Here is a 19,609-nt window from a genome sequence, read left to right on the forward strand (position 1 = left end):
GTCCATGTCCAGATTCTTCATCGACCGGCCGATCTTCGCCTGGGTGATCGCGCTGGTGATCATGCTGGCGGGCGGGCTGTCCATCCTAAACCTGCCGATCAACCAGTATCCGAGCATCGCGCCGCCCGCCGTCGGCATCCAGGTCAGCTACCCCGGTGCCTCGGCGCAGACCGTGCAGGACACCGTGGTGCAGGTGATCGAGCAGCAGCTCAACGGCATCGACGGCCTGCGCTACATCAGCTCGGAGAGCAACTCCGACGGCAGCATGAGCATCACCGTGACCTTCGAGCAGGGCACCGACCCTGACATCGCCCAGGTCCAGGTGCAGAACAAGCTGCAGCTGGCCACGCCGCTGCTGCCGCAGGAGGTCCAGCAGCAGGGCATCCGGGTGACCAAGGCGGTGCGCAACTTCCTGCTGGTGGTGGCGCTGGTTTCCGAGGATGGCCGGCTCGACAAGAACGACCTGGCCGACTACATCGTCTCCAACATCCAGGATCCGCTGTCGCGGACCAAGGGCGTCGGCGACTTCCAGGTGTTCGGCTCGCAGTACGCCATGCGCATCTGGCTCGATCCGGCCAAGCTGAACAACTACGCGCTGACCCCGGTGGACGTGAAGAGCGCGATCCAGGCGCAGAACGTGCAGATATCCGCCGGCCAGTTGGGCGGGCTGCCGGCGGTGAAGGGCCAGCAGCTGACCGCGACCATCATCGGCAAGACGCGCCTGCAGACCCCCGAGCAGTTCCGCGACATCCTGCTCAAGGTCGACAGCGATGGCTCCCAGGTGCGCCTGGGCGACGTCGCCCGTGTCGAGCTGGGCGGCGAGAACTACAGCATCAGCGCCGAGTACAACGGCATGCCGGCCACCGGTATCGCCATCAAGCTGGCCACCGGCGCCAACGCGCTGGACACCGCCAAGGGCGTGCGCCAGACCATCGCCGAGCTGGAGCCGTTCTTCCCGGCCGGGGTCAAGGTGTACTACCCCTACGACACCACGCCGGTGATTTCCGAATCGATCCAGGGCGTGGTGCACACGCTGTTCGAGGCCATCGTCCTGGTCTTCCTGGTGATGTACCTGTTCCTGCAGAACTTCCGCGCCACGCTGATCCCGACCATGGCGGTGCCGGTGGTGCTGCTCGGTACCTTCGGCATCCTCGCGGCGTTCGGCTTCAGCATCAACACCCTGACCATGTTCGCCATGGTGCTGGCCATCGGCCTCCTGGTGGACGACGCCATCGTGGTGGTGGAGAACGTCGAGCGGGTGATGAGCGAGGAAGGACTGTCGCCGGTGGAGGCCACGCGCAAGTCGATGGGGCAGATCCAGGGCGCGCTGGTGGGTATCGGCCTGGTGCTCTCGGCGGTGTTCCTGCCCATGGCCTTCTTCCCCGGTTCGACGGGGGTGATCTACAAGCAGTTCTCGATCACCATCGTCTCGGCCATGACGCTCTCGGTGCTGGTGGCGCTGGTATTCACCCCGGCGCTGTGCGCAACGCTGCTCAAGCCGATCGCCAAGGGCGAGCACCACGAGAAGCGCGGCTTCTTCGGCTGGTTCAACCGCAGCTTCCAGCGCGGCGTCGGTCGCTACGAGCGCGGCGTGCAGGCGATGCTCAGGCGCAAGGCGCCCTACCTGCTGCTGTACCTGGCGATCGTCGGCGTGATGGCTTGGGCCTTCACCCGCATCCCCACCTCCTTCCTGCCGGAAGAGGACCAGGGCGTGCTGTTCGCCCAGGTGCAGACCCCGGCCGGCTCCACTGCCGAGCGTACCTACGACGTGCTGCGGCAGATGCGCGAATACCTGCTCACCGAGGAACAGGACGTGGTCCGCTCGGTGTTCACCGTCAACGGCTTCAACTTCGCCGGCCGCGGGCAGAACTCCGGCCTGGCGTTCATCGGCCTCAAGCCGTGGGGCGAGCGCGCCGGTGAGGGCCACAGCGTGTTCGACCTGGCGCAGCGCGCGCAGATGCGCTTCTTCACCTTCCGCGATGCGCTGGCCTTCGCCTTCGCCCCGCCGGCGGTGATGGAACTGGGCAATGCCACCGGTTTCAACGTGTTCCTGCAGGACCGTGCCGGCGTCGGCCACGAGGTGCTGAGCCAGGCGCGCGACAAGTTCCTGCAGCTGGCCGGGCAGAATCCCAAGCTCGCCGGCGTGCGCGCCAACGGCCTGCGCGACGAACCGCAGTTCCAGCTGAGCATCGACGACGAGAAGGCGCGCGCCCAGGGCGTGTCGCTAGCGGAGATCGACCAGACGCTGTCGATCGCCTGGGGCGGCAGCTACGTCAACGACTTCATCGACCGCGGCCGGGTGAAGAAGGTGTACATGCAGGGGCGCTCGGATGCGCGGATGAACCCCGAGGACCTGGACAAGTGGTACGTGCGCAACGCCGACGGCCAGATGGTGCCGTTCAGCGCCTTCGCCAGCGGCCAGTGGGTCTACGGCCCGCCGAAGCTGTCGCGTTACAACGGTGTGCCGGCGATGGAAATGCTCGGCGCCGCGGCCCCCGGCTACAGCTCGGGCGAGGCCATGGCCGAGGTCGAGAAGATCGCCGCGCAGCTGCCACCGGGCGTGGGTATCGCCTGGACCGGGCTGTCCTACGAGGAACGCCTGGCCGGCTCGCAGTCCACCGCGCTCTACGCCTTGTCGCTGCTGGTGGTTTTCCTCTGCCTGGCGGCGCTCTACGAGAGCTGGTCGATCCCGTTCGCCGTCATGCTGGTGGTGCCGCTGGGCATCATCGGTGCGCTGCTGGCGACCTACGGACGCGGGCTGTCCAACGACGTCTACTTCCAGATCGGCCTGTTGACCACCATCGGCCTGTCGGCGCGTAACGCGATCCTCATCGTCGAGTTCGCCAAGGCGCTGCACGAACAGGGCATGAGCCTGGTCGATGCCGCAGTGGAGGCCTGCCGCATGCGTCTGCGGCCGATCGTCATGACCTCGCTGGCCTTCATCCTCGGCGTGGTCCCACTGGCCATCGCCAGCGGCGCCGGCTCGGGCAGCAAGCATGCCATCGGCACCGGGGTGATCGGCGGCATGCTCTCGGCGCTGCTGCTCGCGATCTTCTGGATCCCGCTGTTCTACGTGCTGGTCGCCGGCCTGTTCGACCGCAAGAAGCCCGCCGAGAAAGGCGCGCAGGAGAGCTCATCGTGAACAAGTCCCTGTTGGGTCTGGCCCTGCTGGCAGCGCTCGGCGGCTGCTCGCTGATTCCCGACTACCAGCGCCCCGAGGCCCCGGTACCCGCCGCCTGGCCGCAGGGCCCGGCCTACGAGGCGCAGCCGGGGCAGGCGCAGGCCGCCGACCTCGGCTGGCGCGCGTTCTTCCGCGACCCGGCGCTGCAGGAACTGATCGGCGTCGCGCTGCAGAACAACCGCGACCTGCGTGCGGCCGCGCTCAACGTCGAGGCCTATCGCGCGCTCTATCGCATCCAGCGCGCCGACCTGCTGCCGGCGATCAGCGCCGATGCCGGCGGTACCCGCACGCGCACGCCGGGCGACCTGAGCATGAGCGGCGAACCGACCGTCAGCAGCCAGTACAGCGCCACCTTCGGCGTGTCCTGGGAGCTGGACCTGTTCGGCCGCCTGCGCAGCCTGCGCGAGCAGGCGCTGGAGGAGTTCTTCGCCAGCGAGGCGGCGCAGCGCAGCACCCAGGTCAGCCTGATCGCCAGCGTGGCCAACGCCTGGCTGACGCTGCAGGCCGACCAGGCCCTGCTCGACGTTACCGGCGACACGCTCGAGACCTACGAGCGCAGCCTGGCGCTGACCCAGCGCAGCTTCGACGTCGGCGTCGCCTCGGCCCTCGAGTTGCGCCAGGCGCGCAGCGCGGTGCAGACCGCGCGGGTCAGCATCGAGCGCTACACGCGGCAGGTCGCCCAGGATCGCAACGCGCTGGAACTGCTGCTGGGGCAGGGGATTCCGGCAAGCGTGCGCGGCGGCTTCGGCCTCGACCGCGAACAACTGGGCCAGTTGCCGGTGGGCCTGCCGTCGGACGTGCTGCAGCAGCGCCCCGACATTCGCCAGGCCGAGTACCAGCTGCGTGCGGCCAATGCCAACATCGGCGCGGCGCGCGCGGCCTTCTTCCCGCGCATCAGCCTGACCGGCGCGGCGGGTTCGGCCAGCAGCGAACTGTCCGGGTTGTTCGAGGGCGGCTCGAAGTACTGGACCTTCTCGCCGAGCATCAGCGTGCCGATCTTCAATGCCGGGCAGCTCCGCGCCAACCTGGACTACGCACGGATCAGCCAGAACATCCAGGTCGCCAACTACGAGCAGGCGATCCAGACGGCCTTCCGCGAAGTGGCGGACGGGCTGGCGGCGCAGGGCACCTACCAGCGGCAGGTGCAGGCGCAGCGCGATCTGGTGCGCACCAGCGAGGAATACTACGAGCTGGCCGAGCGCCGCTATCGCACCGGCGTGGACAGCTACCTGACGGTACTCGACGCCCAGCGCCAGCTGTTCGAGGCGCAGCAGCAACTGATCAGCGACCGGCTGGCGCAGCTGGCCAGCGAGATCAACCTGTTCAAGGCCCTCGGCGGCGGCTGGCAGGAGACCACCGCGGCGCAGCCGGCGGCGGAGCAGGAGCAGGAGCAGGGCTGAGGGTCGCCGCGTTCGCTTCCCCGCAAACGAAGAACCCCGCCTGATGGCGGGGTTCTTCGTTGGGGCAGGGTGCGGTTTCGCCTCAGCGGTTGCGCGTCAGCAGGGCCGGCTTCTCGCCGTCGCTGCGGCGCGAGGGCAGCTGGTCGAGCATCTCGGCGCTGATCAGCCCGCCACGCGACTTGTGGATGATCACCGGCTGCTTCTCCGGCTTGACCACTTCCTGACGCGGAGCCGCTTCCGGTTCGTGGCGGCGCGGCTCGGTCTTGCGCCGCTGGCCGTTGCGACCGCCCTGCGACTTGGCGCCCTGGCCCTGCGGCTGGCCCTTGCCCTGGCCCTTGCCGCGCCCGGCACCGCGTGCGCCACCAGCACCGGCACCGGCGGCAGCCCCGGCGCGCGGCTGCGAGCCATTGCCGCTGGCCGGACGCCGGCCACGGCCGTTCTTGTTCTGGAACGGGCTGACGTAGTCGACACGGTTGCCGAAGTTGTCCACCTCGTCGTCGAGGAATTCCTCGGGGTCACGCTCCGGCGGCAGCTGCGGCGGCCGGGTGATCGCCTGCGCCGGCTCGGCGGCGGCGTCGCGCGGCTTCTTCGCCTTGCCCTTGCCGCCGCGGCGGTTGCGCGACTTCTTCTCTTCGCTCGAGGCGGCGGCGTCCTGCTTGTCCTTCTCGGCGCGGGGCTTGCGTTCGCCGCGCGGCTGGCGGGGCTGGCGCGGCTCGCGGGCCTCGGGCTTCTCCGCCTCGACGGCGGTGGCGTCGAAGCCCAGCAGGTCGCCGTCCGGAATGCTCTGTCGGGTCAGCCGCTCGATGCCCTTGAGCAGCTTCTCCTCGTCCGGGGCGACCAGCGAGATCGCCTCGCCGCTGCGCCCGGCGCGGCCGGTACGGCCGATGCGGTGCACGTAGTCTTCCTCGACATTGGGCAGCTCGAAGTTGACCACGTGGGGCAGTTGGTCGATGTCCAGGCCGCGGGCGGCGATGTCGGTGGCGACCAGGATGCGGATGGCGTTGGCCTTGAAGTCCGCCAGCGCCTTGGTGCGGGCGTTCTGGCTCTTGTTGCCGTGGATCGCCGCGGCCGGCAGGCCGTGCTTCTCCAGGTATTCGGCCAGGCGGTTGGCACCGTGCTTGGTGCGGGTGAACACCAGCACCTGCTCCCAGGCGCCCTGGGTGATCAGGTGTGCGAGCAGGGCGCGCTTGTGGCTGGCGGCGATGCGGAACACGCGCTGCTCGATGCGCTCGACGGTGGTGTTCGGCGGCGTGACCTCGATGCGCTCGGGGTCGCGCAGCAGCTTGTTGGCCAGGTCGATGATGTCCTTGGAGAAGGTCGCCGAGAACAGCAGGTTCTGCCGTTGCGCCGGCAGGCGGGCCAGGACCTTCTTGACGTCGTGGATGAAGCCCATGTCGAGCATGCGGTCGGCTTCGTCGAGCACGAGGATTTCCACGTGGGACAGATCGACGCTGCCCTGGCCGGCGAGGTCGAGCAGGCGGCCGGGGCAGGCGACCAGCACGTCGAGGCCCTTGGCCAGTGCCTGGACCTGCGGGTTCATGCCAACGCCGCCGAAGATCACCGCGCTTTTCAGCGGCAGGTCGCGGGCGTAGAGCTTGAAGCTGTCATGGACCTGGGCGGCGAGCTCGCGGGTCGGTGTCAGCACCAGCACGCGCGGCTGCTTCGGCCCGTGGCGGTGTTCGCGGTCCGGGTGGCCGTTGGGGAACAGCAGTTCGAGCACCGGCAGGGCGAAGCCGCCCGTCTTGCCGGTGCCGGTCTGGGCGGCGACCATCAGGTCGCGGCCTTGCAACACGGCGGGAATCGCCCGCTGTTGCACGGGAGTAGGCTGGGTGTAACCGGCGGCCTCGACGGCACCGGCCAAAGCCTCGGAGAGACCGAGGGAAGCAAAGGACATGAGAGATCCTGTCTTGTAGAGGGCTTGGCCCTGGGATGATCATGCCGGGCTCGAATCGCGACTGGCGTGCGATCCCGTCCGGTTCTGCCGCGATGAAGAAGGGCGGCATCCGGACGTAGGCCTGGCGGAAGCGCGGAGTATAGCAGAGCTTCGCAATCCGCAATGCTGGGACAATGTCGCATCCCGCAGGTTCACTGCGCCGCCCGCGAATGGGCGGCGCAGTGCGCTTTCAGCGGTCCAGCTTGAGGTTGTTCCAGATCGCCAGGCTCGGTTCGGCCTGGTTCAGCGTGTAGAAGTGCAGCCCGGGTGCGCCGCCGGCCAGCAGCTTTTCGCACATCTGGCTGATCACCTGCTCGCCGAAGGCCTGGATGCTCTGGATGTCGTCGCCATAGGCTTCCAGCTGCTTGCGTACCCAGCGCGGGATCTCCGCGCCGCAGGCGTCGGAAAAACGCGCCAGCTTGCTGTAGTTGGTGATCGGCATGATGCCCGGGACGATCGGAATGTCCACGCCCAGCTTGCGGACCCGCTCGACGAAGTAGAAGTAGCAGTCGGCGTTGAAGAAGTACTGGGTGATGGCGCTGCTGGCGCCGGCCTTGGCCTTGCGCGCGAAGTTGGCCAGGTCATCCTCGAAATTGCGCGCCTGCGGGTGCATTTCCGGGTAGGCGGCGATCTCGATGTGGAAGTGTTCGCCGGTCTCGGCGCGGATGAACTCCACCAGCTCGTTGGCGAAGCGCAGTTCGCCGCTGGCCAGGCCCATGCCCGAGGGCAGGTCGCCGCGCAGCGCGACGATGCGACGGATGCCGGCGTCCTTGTAGATATTCAGCAGGCTGCGCAACTCGTCCTTGCTGTCGCCGACGCAGGACAGGTGCGGCGCGGTGGGCACCTTCACCTCGTTGTCGAGCTGCAGCACGGTATTGAGCGTGCGGTCGCGGGTCGAGCCGCCGGCACCGTAGGTGCAGGAGAAGAAGTCGGGGTGGTAGCCGGCCAGCTGGCGGGCCACGTTCAGCAGTTTTTCATGCCCGGCATCGGTCTTGGTGGGGAAGAACTCGAAGCTGATGGAAGGGCGGTTCGAAGAGGTCATACAGGAATTCCTTGAGCTGCAAGCCGCAGGCCGCGAGCGCACCTGGCGCCTCGCAGCCTGTGACGTGACCTGCTTAGTAGCGGTAGCTGTCCGGCTTGAACGGGCCTTCGACGGTCACGCCGATGTACTCGGCCTGCTTGCCGGTCAGGCGGGTGACCACGCCACCGAAGCCCTTGACCATCTCCAGCGCCACTTCCTCGTCGAGCTTCTTCGGCAGGACCATGACGGTGACGTTCTGGGTCTTCTCGGCCACCGGCAGGTCGGCGAACTTCTCGTTGTAGAGGTGGATCTGCGCCAGCACCTGGTTGGCGAAGGAGCCATCCATGATCCGGCTCGGGTGGCCGGTGGCGTTGCCCAGGTTCACCAGGCGGCCCTCGGCCAGCAGGATCAGGTAGTCATCGTTTGTCGGGTCGACGGTCTTGCCGGTGCGGTGGATCTTGTGCACCTGCGGCTTGACCTCTTCCCAGCCCCAGTTGGCGCGCATGAAGGCGGTGTCGATCTCGTTGTCGAAGTGGCCGATGTTGCACACCACGGCGCGCTTCTTCAGCGCCTTGAGCATGTTCGCGTCGCAGACGTTGACGTTGCCGGTGGTGGTGACGATCAGGTCGATCCTGCCCAGCAGCGCCTTGTCCACGCAGCCTTCAGTGCCGTCGTTCTCGCCGTCGAGGTACGGCGAGACCACTTCGTAGCCGTCCATGCAGGCCTGCATGGCGCAGATCGGGTCGACTTCCGAGACCTTGACGATCATGCCTTCCTGGCGCAGCGAGGCGGCCGAGCCCTTGCCCACGTCGCCGTAGCCGATCACCAGCGCCTGCTTGCCCGACAGCAGGTGGTCGGTGCCGCGCTTGATGGCGTCGTTGAGGCTGTGGCGGCAGCCGTACTTGTTGTCGTTCTTGCTCTTGGTGACCGAGTCGTTGACGTTGATCGCCGGCACCTTCAGGGTGCCGCCCTTGAGCATGTCGAGCAGGCGATGCACGCCGGTGGTGGTTTCCTCGGTGATGCCGTGCACGCGCTCGAGCACCTGCGGGTACTTGTCGTGCAGGATCTGGGTCAGGTCACCGCCGTCGTCGAGCACCATGTTGGCGTCCCACGGCTGGCCGTCCTTGAGGATGGTCTGCTCGATGCACCACTCGTACTCCGCCTCGGTCTCGCCCTTCCAGGCGAACACTGGAATGCCGGCGGCGGCGATGGCCGCGGCGGCCTGGTCCTGGGTGGAGAAGATGTTGCAGGAGGACCAGCGCACCTCGGCGCCGAGGGCGATCAGCGTCTCGATCAGCACCGCGGTCTGGATGGTCATGTGGATGCAGCCGAGGATCTTCGCGCCGGCCAGCGGCTGTTCGGCGGCGTACTTGCGGCGCAGGCCCATCAGTGCCGGCATCTCGGACTCGGCGATGATGATCTCGCGGCGGCCCCAGTCGGCCAGGGAAATGTCGGCAACCTTGTAGTCGTTGAAACCGGCAGGCGTGATGACAGCGCTCATGCAATGAGTCTCCATTCGTGGCTTGTGCGAATGGGCGCCGTTGATGCGTTTTCGATAAACGCCCCGGTCGAGCCTGACAGGTGTGACCTGCTGCAGCGCCCCTCGGCCGGGTGGCGGGCACGGCCGAAGCGGAGTCGGCCGGGTAAAACGGCGCTGAGTATAGCCGCAGCCCGCGGCGATACCCAAGCGCGACGACGCGAACCTTGCCCGCTGCCGGCAGGTCACAAGGCCAAGGCCACCGTCTTTTCCACCGCGCGTGATGCACGCGCCAGGAGCTCGCCATGCACCGGTCGCTGCCGATCGCCTCCGCCATCCTGGCCATCCTGCTCGGCGGTCCTGCCGCCGCGCAGTCCTGCTACGTCCACAGCGAGGCATCCGGCGCGGTGCCGGCGCCGGTGGTGACGGAAAAATGCTTCGAATTCGAGAGCCTGGACGACGGCGATGCGATGCGCTGGACCTGCAGCGACGGCGAGGACGTCGGCAACACCCGGCGCGAGCTGCGCGACAGCTGCCCGGCCGGCCATTTCGGCGTGTGCTCGGCGCCGATGACCGCCGAGACCCTGGCCAACGAGCACTCGGCCGGCAGCCAGGCCGACAATGGCACCTGGCCGGACCAGGTGCCGGAGCAGGCACGCATCGTCACCTACCACTACCACGCCAGCGACCGGGCCCAGGCGAAGATCGACTGCGAACGTGCCGGCGGGCAGTGGTCGCGCTGAGTCGCCTTGTCTCATTTGTCCGGCTTCACCCGAGCGGCGATAATCGCCGGCTTGCATTAGCGCACCTGGGTGAACCATGAAGTCGAAACTGCTGTGCCTTACCGTGCTTCTCGTGGCGACCGGCCTTGCCGGCTGCGACCGTATCGACCCGAACTCGCCGCTGGGCAAGCGCAAGGCCATCTACCAGCAGATGCTCGATACCAAGGAGGACCTGGGCGGCATGCTGCGCGGGCGCATCGCCTTCGATGCGCAGGCCTTCGCCGCCGGTGCGGCCAAGCTCGACGAGCTGTCGCGCCAGCCCTGGCAGCACTATCCCGAGGTCAAGGAAGCGCAGAGCGACGCGCGCGACGAGGTCTGGCAGAAGCAGGAGCGCTTCCATGAACTGGCCCGTGCGCTGGAGCAGCAGACCGCGGCGCTGGTCAGCGCGACCGCGGGCGCAGCGCTGACCGCCGAGGGCATCGCCCCGGCCTTCCAGCAGGTGGAGGACGCCTGCGAGCGCTGCCACCAGGAATTCCGCGTCTACTGAGCGCCGGCCCGCTCCTGCAGGGCCTGCCGGGCCTGGTCCAGGCGTCGCTTGCTGTCTTCGACGCGCCGGGCATCGCCGCCGGCCAGGGCGCCGCGCAGCTCCGCCTCGCGCCGCTCGACCAGCCGCGAGGCGCGCTCGCGGCTGGCATGCCCGGGCTGCAGGCGGGTCAGGCCGCGACATTGCGCGTTCAGTTCGAGCAACTGCTCCTCCAGCACCGACTGGCGGACCTTGTCGCCCTGCAGGCGCGCCTGCTGCAGCGCGGCGCTGAGCGGCTCGCGACGTTGTGCGCAGCCCTCGCCGGTAGCGCCGCCGGCCAGGCCACTGGCCAGCAACAGGACGGTGGCCAGAGGCCAGTGATGCATGGGTAGGCTCCGCAGAACAGGACAGAGTTATCGACTGCCAGCGGCGCCTGAAAGTGCCTGATCGACGAAGCCGGCGATACCCTGCGCCTGCAGGTGGGCGCGTAGCTGTTCGGTGGCCGGCGCGCGGAAGAAACGCACCAGGGCCTCGGCGCGCGTCGTACCGATGCCTGGTCGGGCCTGCCACTGGTCGGCGCTGAGCCGGGCCAGCGAGGCCCAGTTCTCGCCTGCCTGCGGCGCGGCGCCGGGCGGTGCACCGAGGGCGACCAGCCAGCGCGCGAAGGGTTGCCGACGGGCCGCGGCGAAGGCCGTCAGCATGGACTGCGCCCGCTTCGCGCCGATGCCGGGGACCTGGCGCAGCGCCTCGGCGTCGAGCGCCAGCCAGGCGAGCAGGTGCGGCAGGCGCCCGGCTGCCAGCAGCCTGCGCCAGCTGCCTTCGCCGATGCCCGGCATGTCCAGCCCGGCGTCGCCGGAGAGCCAGGCCAGCCGGGCGATGAACTGCTGCTCGCAGCCGGCCTCGGGGGTCCAGCAGCTGAGCGCGTGGTAACGCGCCGGATCGGGCGCCTGCACGGCCTCGCGCAGGCTGCTGCGGCTGATCACCTGGTCGATCTTCGGCACGCTCAATCCGGCCAGCGACAGCGCCACCTGGTCGCCGGGCAGCAGGTCCAGCGCCCGCCAGCGGCGCAGCGAGCCGAGGCTGACACGGCTGATCCGGCGATCGTCCAGTTGCACGGGGTCGAGCAGCAGCAGCGGGGTGATCCGGCCGCTGCGACCGATGCGAAAGTGCACCGCGCGGACCTGCGCCAGCGCCGTGCGCAGCGGATATTTCCAGGCGGCCGCCCAGGCCGGTGGCTCGGCCTGCCAGCGCCCGGCCGGCGGTCGCCGGGCCTGGCGCAGCACCACGCCGTCGGTGGCGAAGGGCAGGGCCGTGCGGTACCAGCGCTCACGCCAGGCGCTCGCCTCGGCAGGGGTTCGGATGGGCTGGCTGAACGCCCTGGTGGCGCTAAAGCCCAGCGCCGCCAGCCCGTCCAGGCGCGCCTGCATGGTCGTCGGGCCGGCGGGCCAGTCCCAGACGAACAGCCCGATCTGCGCCGCCGTGGCGGGTTCGATCCGTTCGCCGTGCAGCGCGCCGGCGACGCGGCTGCGCGCGTTGACGCCGCCTTCTTCGGCCTGGACGTGGCCGTCGAGCTGCCAGTACAGCTCGCCCTGCAGCACCAGTTCGCCCCGGCTGGGCAGGCGCCGGGCCAGCGCCGGGATGTGCCGGCCGTGGGCGGTCCAGTCCTGACCGCTGCGGCCGTCACCGCGGCTGATCAGGCGCTGCAGCACGCCGTCGCGGTAGACCAGCGTCACCGCCACGCCGTCGACCTTAGGCTGGATCCACAGGCCCTCTCGGCTGGCCATCCAGGCTGCCACGGCGGCCTCGTCGGCGAGCTTCGCCAGGCCGGTCTGCGCCACCGGGTGCACCACCGGCCCGCCGGCGCCGGCCAGCGCGTCGGCGCTCGGGGCGCTGCCGGCGAAGCAGGCCTGCCAGCGTTCCAGGCGTGCGCGGGCCTGGTCGTAGACTTCATCGGCCACCAGGCTGGCGCCGCGGCGATGGTAGGCCTCGTCCCATTCGGCGATGTTCGCCGCGAGCACGGCGATTTCCTGGCTGGCGCGCTCGGCAGGCCACGGCGGGCAGGCGAGCGCAAGGGGCGAGATGACGGCGACGAGCGCCGCGAAGAGGCGTGGCATGACGAGCATCCTTGCTCCGAACTGACCGGCCGATTGTCACGCAGCCGGTCGGGGCGCGCCGTGCGTCAGCGCATGTTGAACAACTCCTGGTGGAAGTCGTGCGGCGACAGGCCGCGGGCGATGAGGTCGTCGCGCAGGCTCTGGCCGAAGCCGGCCGGGCCGCAGAACCAGACGTCGGCGTTCTTCCACGACGGCGCCAGTTCGCGCAGGCGCTGGGGCGTCAGCCGGCCGTCCCGGCTGGAGACCATCAGGTGCAGGCGTACCCGGGCCTGCTCGGCGAGCTGGCGGATCCGCTCGATGAAGGCCTGGTCCGGCTCGCTGGTGCAGTAGAACAGCTCGACGTTGCTGCCGCCGCCGGTCAGTGCCAGCGCCTGCAGGCGGCCGATGAAGGGCGCGATGCCGATGCCGCCGGCGACCCAGATCTGCTCGTTGCGCCGGCCGCGGAAATCGAAGCAGCCATAGGGGCCTTCGACGGTCACCGCGTCGCCTTCCTTCAGCCGCTGCGGCAGGCTGCGGGTGTAGTCGCCGATGCCCTTGATGGCGAAGGTGAGCTTGCCGTCGTTGCGCCATGCCGAGGAGATGCTGAACGGGTGCGGGCCTTCGCTGGGGTCGAAGGTGACGAAGGCGAACTGCCCGGCCTTGTGCCCCGGCCAGGCGCCTTCCAGGCCGATCTCCACGCGCAGCACGCGGTTGTCGCGGTGGTAGGTCAGCTGCGCGATGCGCCCGACGACCTGGTGCTTGCGCCCGACCTGGCGCATCAGCGACAGCACGGCGGCCCAGCTGCCGGCCGCCAGCAGCAGGCCCATCACCAGGCCGAGCGGGGTGTTCCAGTAGGCGAACGGCATCAGTACCACCGCGTGGACGACCAGCGCCAGGTAGAGCGCGGCCAGCCAGCGGTGGGTCTTGAAGAACCAGCGGTAGGGAAAACGCTTGATCAGCGCCAGCACGATCAGCAGCGCCGCGCCGTAGAAGGCCCACTCGCCGATGCTCTCGGCCAGCCCGCGCTGGTTATGCAGCAGGCCGGCCAGGCCTTCGTGCACCTGCCCGGCGCCACGCCGCGCCGGGCGCTCCAGCCAGCCGAAGCCGACCAGCCACTTGGGAATCTGCGCCCAGCCCCAGTGCACCACCGCCAGCACCAGGCTGGCGATGCCCAGCCACTTGTGCAGCCGGTAGGTCTTGTCCAGACCATCGAACAGCGGCTCGATGCGCACCGGCCGCGCGGCGAGGAAGATCGCCACGCTCATCGCGCCCATCACCAGCACGCCGCTGAAGTGAACCATGGTCGAGCGCAATGGCCAGAACTGCAGGCGGTCCACCAGCAGGTCGTCGGCCAGCAGCCACAGCGCGACCAGCGCGACGAACAGTCCGATAAAGGTCAGTTTGATGGGTTTCATCGCGCCTCCTCGCGCATCAGTCCTGAAGCCGCTGCCAAGCATGCGCCATCGCCGGCCGGCCGACATGATCGAAGTCAGCTTCGTCGGGCGATCCGCCAGGCAAGCCGACGGCAGCGGTTTTTCCTACAATCGGCCCCTGGCCCACTTCGGAGCGACGAGCCCGTGCAATCCGTGATCTCCATCGAGCAGCTCACCAAGACCTACGCCTCGGGGCACCCGGCCCTCAAGGCCATCGACCTCGAGATCCGCAAGGGCGAGATCTTCGCCCTGCTGGGCCCCAACGGCGCCGGCAAGACCACGCTGATCAGCATCATCTGCGGCATCGTCAACCCTGGCAGCGGGCGCGTGCGGGTCGACGGCCACGACATCCTGCGCGACTACCGCGCCGCGCGCTCGAAGATCGGGCTGGTACCCCAGGAGCTGTACAACGAGGGCTTCGAGAGCGTCTGGGCGACGGTGCGCTTTTCCCGCGGGCTGTTCGGCAAGGCGCCAGATGATGCCTACATCGAGAAGCTGTTGCGAGACCTGTCGCTGTGGGACAAGCGCGACGCGCGCATCCTCGACCTTTCCGGCGGCATGAAGCGCCGCGTGATGATCGCCAAGGCGCTGTCCCACGAACCGTCGATTCTGTTCCTCGACGAGCCCACCGCGGGCGTCGATGTCGAGCTGCGCCGCGACATGTGGGAGATGGTCCGCGGCCTGCGCGCGCGCGGCGTGACCATCATCCTCACCACCCACTACATCGAGGAGGCCGAGGAGATGGCCGACCGCATCGGGGTGATCCGCAAGGGCGAGATCATCCTGGTCGAGGACAAGCACGTGCTCATGCACAAGCTGGGCAAGAAGCAGCTGACGCTGATCCTGCAGCGCCCGCTGGAGGCCGTCCCCGCCGCGCTCGCACCCTACGGCCTCGAGCTGTCGGCCGACGGCACGCAACTGGTCTACACCTTCGATGCGCAGCACGAGCACACCGGCATCGCCGACCTGCTGCGCCTGCTCGACGAGCAGGGCATCGATTTCAAGGACCTGCAGTCGAGCCAGAGCTCGCTGGAGGAAATCTTCGTCAGTCTGGTCAAGGGCAGCCGCACATGAACGTCCACGCGATCCGCGCCATCTACCTGTTCGAACTGGCGCGCACCTGGCGCACCCTGCTGCAGAGCATCGCCACCCCGGTGATCTCCACCTCGCTGTACTTCGTGGTGTTCGGCTCGGCCATCGGCGCGCGCATGGAGGCCATGCACGGCATCCCCTACGGTGCCTTCATCATCCCCGGCCTGGTGATGATGGCGCTGCTCACCGAGAGCATCTCCAACGCCTCGTTCGGCATCTACATGCCGCGCTACTCGGGGACCATCTACGAGGTGCTCTCGGCGCCGGTGTCCTACGTCGAGATCGTCATCGGCTACGTCGGCGCGGCGGCGACCAAGTCGCTGATCCTCGGCGTGATCATCCTCATCACCGCGCGGCTGTTCGTCGACTACCAGATCGAGCACCCGCTGATGATGGCGCTGTTCCTGGTGCTCACCGCGATTACCTTCTGCCTGTTCGGCTTCATCATCGGCATCTGGGCCGACGGCTGGGAGAAGCTGCAGATCGTCCCGGCGCTGATCGTCACCCCGCTGGCCTTCCTCGGCGGCAGCTTCTATTCCATCGAGATGCTGCCGCCGCTGTGGCAGAAGATCACCCTGTTCAACCCGGTGGTGTACCTGATCAGCGGCTTCCGCTGGAGCTTCTACGGCGTCTCGGACATCAACGTCGGCATCAGCCTGGCGATGATCCTCGGCTTCCTGGCGCTGTGCCTGGTGCTGGTTGGCTGGATCTTCCGCACCGGGTATCGGTTGAAGAACTGAGCGCGGCGGCTGGGCGCCTGGAGGCCTACGCTGAGCGTAGGCTAAAGCCCGTTGGGCAGGAAGCGGGTAGCCCCGGCGACGTCGTCGATGCGCTTGATGCGCCGGGCCCTGTCACAGGTCTGGTGGCGGTTGTCGGCGGGGCAGTGGTGCCGCAGGAACTCATCCAGGCTCATCTCCGTGCCCGCCACGTTCAGCACGCGTCGGTAGTACGAACCCTCGATGCCCTCGGCCTGGCGCTCGGCCGTCCTGGCCTCGTCCACCTCAAGGCGACCGTGGAGGTCCACCCGGGGAACGACCGGGAGCGGCTCTTCTTTCGAACAGGCAGCCAACAGCAGGCCGGCCGCAGCCAGCAAAGCGATACGCATCATCGTAGGAATTTCCCGGAAAGGCCCCGGCGAGGCGGGGCCATGGAGTCTTATTCGAACAGCCGCTTGGAACGATTGACTTCGGCTTCGCCTGCATTCTCCAGCAGGGTCTTGGTACCGGACGTCACGTTGCGCAGCGAGTCGGCCTCGGACTGGATCACGTCAGTACGTGCCGCTTTTTCGCGCAGCTCGGCATCGATGTAGTCGTTGGTGCGGGAAGTGCGGGCACGCTTGGCCTGAAGCTCCAGGCGTCGCTCTTCCAGTTCGAGCAGGCGCAACTCGTCCTCGAAGGCTTCCTCACGGGTGCGCATGCGCTTGTGTTCGGCATCTTGGGCGGCCCGGCGCTCATCGGCGCGCTTCTGCGCGGCCTGTTGCGCGGCCGCTCGCTGGCGGCGCTCGGCCTGCTCGCGCGCCTCGGCCTGGGCTCGGGCGGCGGCTGCCTGGCGCGCGCGCTCGGCTTCGGCGGCGGCTTCGGCCTGGCGGGTTTGCTGCTCGATCTGTTGCAGCTGCTCGAACTGGTTGGCCGCGGCTGGTAGCGCGATGAGCAGCGCGCTGGCGGCGACAAGGGCGAGTTTCATTGATCAGCCCTTCTGCGGCTCGGGACAGGTCGCGTTCGGCTGGATGCGCGTCTCGTTGTTGATGGTCATCACCATCAGCGAGATCTCGCCAGTCTTGAACTCACATGGGCGGCCGACCTGCGCCGAGGTAAAGATCTTACCTTCCTCGGAGTAGCCGATGAGCACGCCCGGCACGAGTGTGGTATCGCTGACCAGCGAGCCGGCCAGCGCGCCTGCTGCCCCGCCGGCGACACCGCCGACGATCGCCGTGTCGTTGTTGCTGCGGTTGCCCAGCGCGGCGCCGCCGATGGCGCCAAGAAGGCCGCCGACCATCATCGCGGCCTTCTTGTTCTTTTCGTTGCTGACTTTGATCTTGGTTGGCGAGACGGTGATGATCTTCACCGTCCGGGCTTCCTGCTGCGTATTGACCTGAGAGGCATCGAAGACGTCGGCCTGGTATTGCTCACCGGTACTCTGGCAACCGGAAAGCAGTGCGGCGATAGCGAGCGACAGACAGCAGCGTTTGATCATGATCTGTTTCCTTATCCCTGATCGTTGGTTCAATCCGTGACCACCATCTTGGATGGCGAATTGCCATTATTCTAGGGGCGGCTGTTTCGCAGGGTAAAGCACACCGGCCCTTGGCTCCGCAGCTGCCGCTGGCGTGTGCGGCGCGTCACAGCTGAGAAGCGCGGCGCGCACTGCGACCAAGCGTCGCAGTGCGCTGGAGGGAGCCTGCTGGCGAAAAGAAAAAGCCCCGCACGGCTCGCGCCGGCGGGGCTTTTGCGCTGCGTGGCGCTGTTACAGGCCGGCCGCGGCGCGCAGGGCGTCGGCCTTGTCGGTGCGCTCCCAGGTGAAGGCGGTGAAGGTGTCGTCGCCCACCGTCATCTCGTAGGGATTGCGGCCGAAGTGGCCGTAGGCCGCGGTGGCCTGGTACATCGGGTGCAGCAGGTCGAGCATGCGGGTGATCGCGTACGGACGCAGGTCGAAGTGCTCGCGCACCAGGGCGATGATCTTGTCGTCGCCGAGCTTGCCGGTGCCGAAGGTGTTCAGCGAGATGGAGGTCGGCTGGGCCACGCCGATGGCGTAGGACACCTGGATCTCGCAGCGCTCGGCCAGGCCCGCGGCGACGATGTTCTTCGCCACGTAGCGGCCGGCGTAGGCGGCGCTGCGGTCGACCTTGGACGGGTCCTTGCCGGAGAAGGCGCCGCCGCCGTGACGGGCCATGCCGCCGTAGGTGTCGACGATGATCTTGCGCCCGGTCAGGCCGCAGTCGCCCACCGGGCCGCCGATGACGAACTGGCCGGTCGGGTTGATGTGGTACTGGGTGTCCTTGTGCAGCAGCTCGGCCGGCAGGCTGTGCTTGATGATCAGCTCCATCACCGCTTCGCGCAGGTCGCTCTGCTTGACCTCCGGGTTGTGCTGGGTCGACAGCACCACGGCGTCGATGCCGACCACCTTGCCGTTCTCGTAGCGGCAGGTGACCTGGCTCTTGGCGTCCGGGCGCAGCCACGGCAGCAGGCCGTTCTTGCGTGCCTCGGCCTGGCGCTCGACCAGCGCGTGGGAGAAGCGGATCGGCGCCGGCATCAGCACGTCGGTCTCGTTGCTGGCGTAGCCGAACATCAGGCCCTGGTCGCCGGCGCCCTGGTCTTCCGGCTTGGAGCGGTCGACGCCCTGGGCGATGTCCACCGACTGCTTGCCGATGATGTTGATGATGCCGCAGGTGGCGCCGTCGAAGCCGACCTCCGAGCTGTTGTAGCCGATGTCGACGATGACGTCGCGCACCAGTTGCTCGAGGTCGACCCAGGCACTGGTGGTCACTTCACCGGCGACGATGGCCACACCGGTCTTGACCAGCGTCTCGCAGGCCACGCGGGCGTGCTTGTCCTCGGCGATGATGGCGTCGAGCACGGCATCGGAGATCTGGTCGGCGATCTTGTCCGGATGCCCTTCGGACACGGACTCGGAGGTGAAAATCGAGTATTCGCTCATCTAACGGTTTCCTAATTACCGGTGGGTGAGGCGGTCGTCAGCGGTGGGTCGGCTGAAGGACCGAACCTGGATCTGAAAACCGTTCTTCAAGCCAATGTAGAGGCTCTCGCCGGGCGTGAGCCCCGCGGCATCGGCCCAACGGGCCAGGTCGTCCTGTTCGAAGCCCAGCCAGAGATCGCCGCAGGCCTCCCTGGCCCAGCTCTGGTTGTGGCTGCACAGCTCGGTGACCAGCAGGCTGCCGCCCGCCTTGACCAGCCGCGCCAGTTGTCTGAGTGCCTCGCCGGGCGCCGCCAGGTGATGCAGGACCATGTTCAGCACCACGCAGTCGGCGGCCGGGCAGTCGTCGTGCAGGGCGTCGGCGAGCTTGAGCTCGACGTTGCCGAGCGCGGCCTGTGCGCAGCGTTCGCGGGCCAGTTCGAGCATCGCCGGGCTGTTGTCCAGCGCCACCACGTGGCGGAAGCGGCTGGCCAGCTCCGGCAGGAAGCTGCCGTCGCCGGGGCCGACTTCCAGCGCCGTGGCGCTGGCCTCGAAGTTCAGCGCATCGAGCAGCGCCAGCACGCTGTCGCGATACTGCGGCAGACCGGCGAGCAGGTCCTGGCGGGCCTGGAAGCTGCCGGCCATGCGCGCGAAGAAATCCTCGCTGGCGGCGCTGCGCTGGGCATGCACCGCGGCGATGCGTGCCTGGATGTCGTCGGCCAGTGGCAGCTGGTCGACTTCCTCGAGCAGCGCCGCGTGCAGCCGGCCGCCCAGGCTGTCGGGCTGCGGCAGGTTGCGCCGGTAGAAGATCGCATTGCCCTCGCGGCGGGTGGCCAGCAGCCCGGCCTGGGTCAGCACCTTGAGGTGGTGGCTCATGCCGGACTGGCCGATGGCGAAGATCTGCGCCAGCTCCAGCACGCCGAACGAATCGCTGGCCAGGGCGCGCAGCACCTTCAGGCGCAGCGCGTCGCCGCCGGCCTTGCACAGGGCGGCGAGCTGGTCGCTGTCGTCGAAATGGAGCGGGGATATGCGCAGGCTCATAGGCCGCGCAGTCTAGTCGGCTGTTTTTCGTACAGCAAGGCCAATATCAAAAAGTTTTGATAT

Annotated in this window: 17 protein-coding genes and 1 riboswitch; of the genes, 6 read left to right on the forward strand and 11 right to left on the reverse strand. The window is 68.2% G+C overall.

Going from position 1 to position 19,609, the window contains the following annotated elements; all coding sequences use genetic code 11:
- The first annotated feature begins 4 nt into the window (after positions 1–4).
- The gene (locus L3N39_RS02870) at positions 5–3,142 is read left to right on the forward strand and encodes an efflux RND transporter permease subunit (RefSeq protein ID WP_237255684.1); all 3,138 of its coding nucleotides are present in this window, start codon (positions 5–7) and stop codon (positions 3,140–3,142) included.
- Positions 3,139–4,581 carry an AdeC/AdeK/OprM family multidrug efflux complex outer membrane factor gene (gene adeC, locus L3N39_RS02875; RefSeq protein WP_237255685.1) on the forward strand — a complete coding sequence of 481 codons (1,443 nt, stop codon included), beginning with the start codon at positions 3,139–3,141 and terminating at the stop codon, positions 4,579–4,581. The genes L3N39_RS02870 and adeC overlap by 4 nt, the downstream gene beginning before the upstream one ends.
- Before the next feature lie 82 nt (positions 4,582–4,663).
- Here adeC and L3N39_RS02880 read toward each other — a convergent pair whose 3' ends face one another.
- The 3 genes from L3N39_RS02880 to ahcY all read right to left on the reverse strand — a co-directional run bounded on the left by L3N39_RS02880 (position 4,664) and on the right by ahcY (position 9,036).
- Positions 4,664–6,475 carry an RNA helicase RhlE2 gene (locus L3N39_RS02880; RefSeq protein WP_237255686.1) on the reverse strand — a complete coding sequence of 604 codons (1,812 nt, stop codon included), beginning with the start codon at positions 6,473–6,475 and terminating at the stop codon, positions 4,664–4,666.
- Positions 6,476–6,704: 229 nt separating this feature from the next.
- Positions 6,705–7,556 (reverse strand): methylenetetrahydrofolate reductase [NAD(P)H], encoded by an 852-nt coding sequence (metF, locus tag L3N39_RS02885; protein ID WP_237255687.1) that lies wholly within the window; start codon positions 7,554–7,556, stop codon positions 6,705–6,707.
- 73 nt (positions 7,557–7,629) lie between these two features.
- Positions 7,630–9,036: an adenosylhomocysteinase gene (gene ahcY / locus L3N39_RS02890; RefSeq protein ID WP_237255688.1), complete on the reverse strand. Its 1,407-nt coding sequence runs from the start codon at positions 9,034–9,036 to the stop codon at positions 7,630–7,632.
- A 25-nt stretch (positions 9,037–9,061) separates the two neighbouring features.
- Positions 9,062–9,146: riboswitch (S-adenosyl-L-homocysteine riboswitch) on the reverse strand.
- A 171-nt stretch (positions 9,147–9,317) separates the two neighbouring features.
- On the opposite strand from ahcY, the gene L3N39_RS02895 reads away from it, so the two are divergent.
- Positions 9,318–9,755 (forward strand): hypothetical protein, encoded by a 438-nt coding sequence (locus L3N39_RS02895; protein ID WP_237255689.1) that lies wholly within the window; start codon positions 9,318–9,320, stop codon positions 9,753–9,755.
- A 76-nt stretch (positions 9,756–9,831) separates the two neighbouring features.
- Entirely contained in the window at positions 9,832–10,281 is a 450-nt protein-coding gene (locus L3N39_RS02900) for a c-type cytochrome (protein WP_237255690.1), read from the forward strand.
- Here the strand turns inward: L3N39_RS02900 and L3N39_RS02905 are convergent.
- From L3N39_RS02905 to L3N39_RS02915, 3 genes are all read right to left on the reverse strand, one after another.
- Positions 10,275–10,643: a DUF1090 family protein gene (locus L3N39_RS02905; RefSeq protein ID WP_237255691.1), complete on the reverse strand. Its 369-nt coding sequence runs from the start codon at positions 10,641–10,643 to the stop codon at positions 10,275–10,277. The two genes, L3N39_RS02900 and L3N39_RS02905, sit on opposite strands and share 7 nt — an antisense overlap.
- Positions 10,644–10,670: 27 nt before the next feature.
- A complete protein-coding gene (gene ligB / locus L3N39_RS02910) occupies positions 10,671–12,371 on the reverse strand; it encodes an NAD-dependent DNA ligase LigB (protein WP_237255692.1) in 1,701 nt (566 codons plus the stop codon).
- A gap of 65 nt (positions 12,372–12,436) precedes the next feature.
- Complete coding sequence (locus tag L3N39_RS02915) at positions 12,437–13,765, reverse strand: ferredoxin reductase family protein (protein ID WP_237255693.1); 1,329 nt, start codon at positions 13,763–13,765, stop codon at positions 12,437–12,439.
- 162 nt (positions 13,766–13,927) lie between these two features.
- Between L3N39_RS02915 and L3N39_RS02920 the strand changes: the two genes are divergently transcribed.
- Both L3N39_RS02920 and L3N39_RS02925 read left to right on the forward strand, forming a co-directional pair.
- Positions 13,928–14,857 carry an ABC transporter ATP-binding protein gene (locus tag L3N39_RS02920; RefSeq protein WP_237255694.1) on the forward strand — a complete coding sequence of 310 codons (930 nt, stop codon included), beginning with the start codon at positions 13,928–13,930 and terminating at the stop codon, positions 14,855–14,857.
- The gene (locus tag L3N39_RS02925) at positions 14,854–15,615 is read left to right on the forward strand and encodes an ABC transporter permease (RefSeq protein WP_237255695.1); all 762 of its coding nucleotides are present in this window, start codon (positions 14,854–14,856) and stop codon (positions 15,613–15,615) included. Before L3N39_RS02920 ends, L3N39_RS02925 begins: the two co-directional genes overlap by 4 nt.
- 41 nt (positions 15,616–15,656) lie before the next feature.
- On the opposite strand, the gene L3N39_RS02930 is transcribed toward L3N39_RS02925, so the two are convergent.
- The 5 genes from L3N39_RS02930 to L3N39_RS02950 form a co-directional block, all read right to left on the reverse strand.
- Positions 15,657–15,983: a hypothetical protein gene (locus L3N39_RS02930; protein WP_237255696.1), complete on the reverse strand. Its 327-nt coding sequence runs from the start codon at positions 15,981–15,983 to the stop codon at positions 15,657–15,659.
- A gap of 47 nt (positions 15,984–16,030) precedes the next feature.
- Complete coding sequence (locus tag L3N39_RS02935) at positions 16,031–16,558, reverse strand: DUF5384 family protein (RefSeq protein ID WP_237255697.1); 528 nt, start codon at positions 16,556–16,558, stop codon at positions 16,031–16,033.
- Between the two features lie 3 nt (positions 16,559–16,561).
- Positions 16,562–17,068, reverse strand: a complete 507-nt coding sequence (locus tag L3N39_RS02940; RefSeq protein WP_237255698.1) for a hypothetical protein — start codon at positions 17,066–17,068, stop codon at positions 16,562–16,564.
- 270 nt (positions 17,069–17,338) lie between these two features.
- Positions 17,339–18,529: a methionine adenosyltransferase gene (gene metK / locus L3N39_RS02945; protein ID WP_237255699.1), complete on the reverse strand. Its 1,191-nt coding sequence runs from the start codon at positions 18,527–18,529 to the stop codon at positions 17,339–17,341.
- Between the two features lie 15 nt (positions 18,530–18,544).
- The gene (locus L3N39_RS02950; protein ID WP_237255700.1) at positions 18,545–19,546 is read right to left on the reverse strand and encodes an ArsR/SmtB family transcription factor; all 1,002 of its coding nucleotides are present in this window, start codon (positions 19,544–19,546) and stop codon (positions 18,545–18,547) included.
- Between the last annotated feature and the right edge of the window lie 63 nt (positions 19,547–19,609).

The organism is Pseudomonas oligotrophica, assembly GCF_021726475.1.
GTDB classification, from domain to species: domain Bacteria; phylum Pseudomonadota; class Gammaproteobacteria; order Pseudomonadales; family Pseudomonadaceae; genus Stutzerimonas; species Stutzerimonas oligotrophica.

Bases quoted from the DNA above. Each gene is read 5' to 3' on its own strand.
- metK (WP_237255699.1), bottom strand. From the start codon at position 18,529: ATGAGCGAATACTCGATTTTCACCTCCGAGTCCGTGTCCGAAGGGCAT.
- L3N39_RS02930 (WP_237255696.1), bottom strand. From the start codon at position 15,983: ATGATGCGTATCGCTTTGCTGGCTGCGGCCGGCCTGCTGTTGGCTGCC.
- L3N39_RS02870 (WP_237255684.1), top strand. From the start codon at position 5: ATGTCCAGATTCTTCATCGACCGGCCGATCTTCGCCTGGGTGATCGCG.
- L3N39_RS02950 (WP_237255700.1), bottom strand. From the start codon at position 19,546: ATGAGCCTGCGCATATCCCCGCTCCATTTCGACGACAGCGACCAGCTC.
- L3N39_RS02925 (WP_237255695.1), top strand. From the start codon at position 14,854: ATGAACGTCCACGCGATCCGCGCCATCTACCTGTTCGAACTGGCGCGC.
- L3N39_RS02935 (WP_237255697.1), bottom strand. From the start codon at position 16,558: ATGAAACTCGCCCTTGTCGCCGCCAGCGCGCTGCTCATCGCGCTACCA.
- L3N39_RS02940 (WP_237255698.1), bottom strand. From the start codon at position 17,068: ATGATCAAACGCTGCTGTCTGTCGCTCGCTATCGCCGCACTGCTTTCC.
- L3N39_RS02880 (WP_237255686.1), bottom strand. From the start codon at position 6,475: ATGTCCTTTGCTTCCCTCGGTCTCTCCGAGGCTTTGGCCGGTGCCGTC.
- L3N39_RS02900 (WP_237255690.1), top strand. From the start codon at position 9,832: ATGAAGTCGAAACTGCTGTGCCTTACCGTGCTTCTCGTGGCGACCGGC.
- metF (WP_237255687.1), bottom strand. From the start codon at position 7,556: ATGACCTCTTCGAACCGCCCTTCCATCAGCTTCGAGTTCTTCCCCACC.
- ahcY (WP_237255688.1), bottom strand. From the start codon at position 9,036: ATGAGCGCTGTCATCACGCCTGCCGGTTTCAACGACTACAAGGTTGCC.
- L3N39_RS02895 (WP_237255689.1), top strand. From the start codon at position 9,318: ATGCACCGGTCGCTGCCGATCGCCTCCGCCATCCTGGCCATCCTGCTC.
- ligB (WP_237255692.1), bottom strand. From the start codon at position 12,371: ATGCCACGCCTCTTCGCGGCGCTCGTCGCCGTCATCTCGCCCCTTGCG.
- L3N39_RS02905 (WP_237255691.1), bottom strand. From the start codon at position 10,643: ATGCATCACTGGCCTCTGGCCACCGTCCTGTTGCTGGCCAGTGGCCTG.
- L3N39_RS02915 (WP_237255693.1), bottom strand. From the start codon at position 13,765: ATGAAACCCATCAAACTGACCTTTATCGGACTGTTCGTCGCGCTGGTC.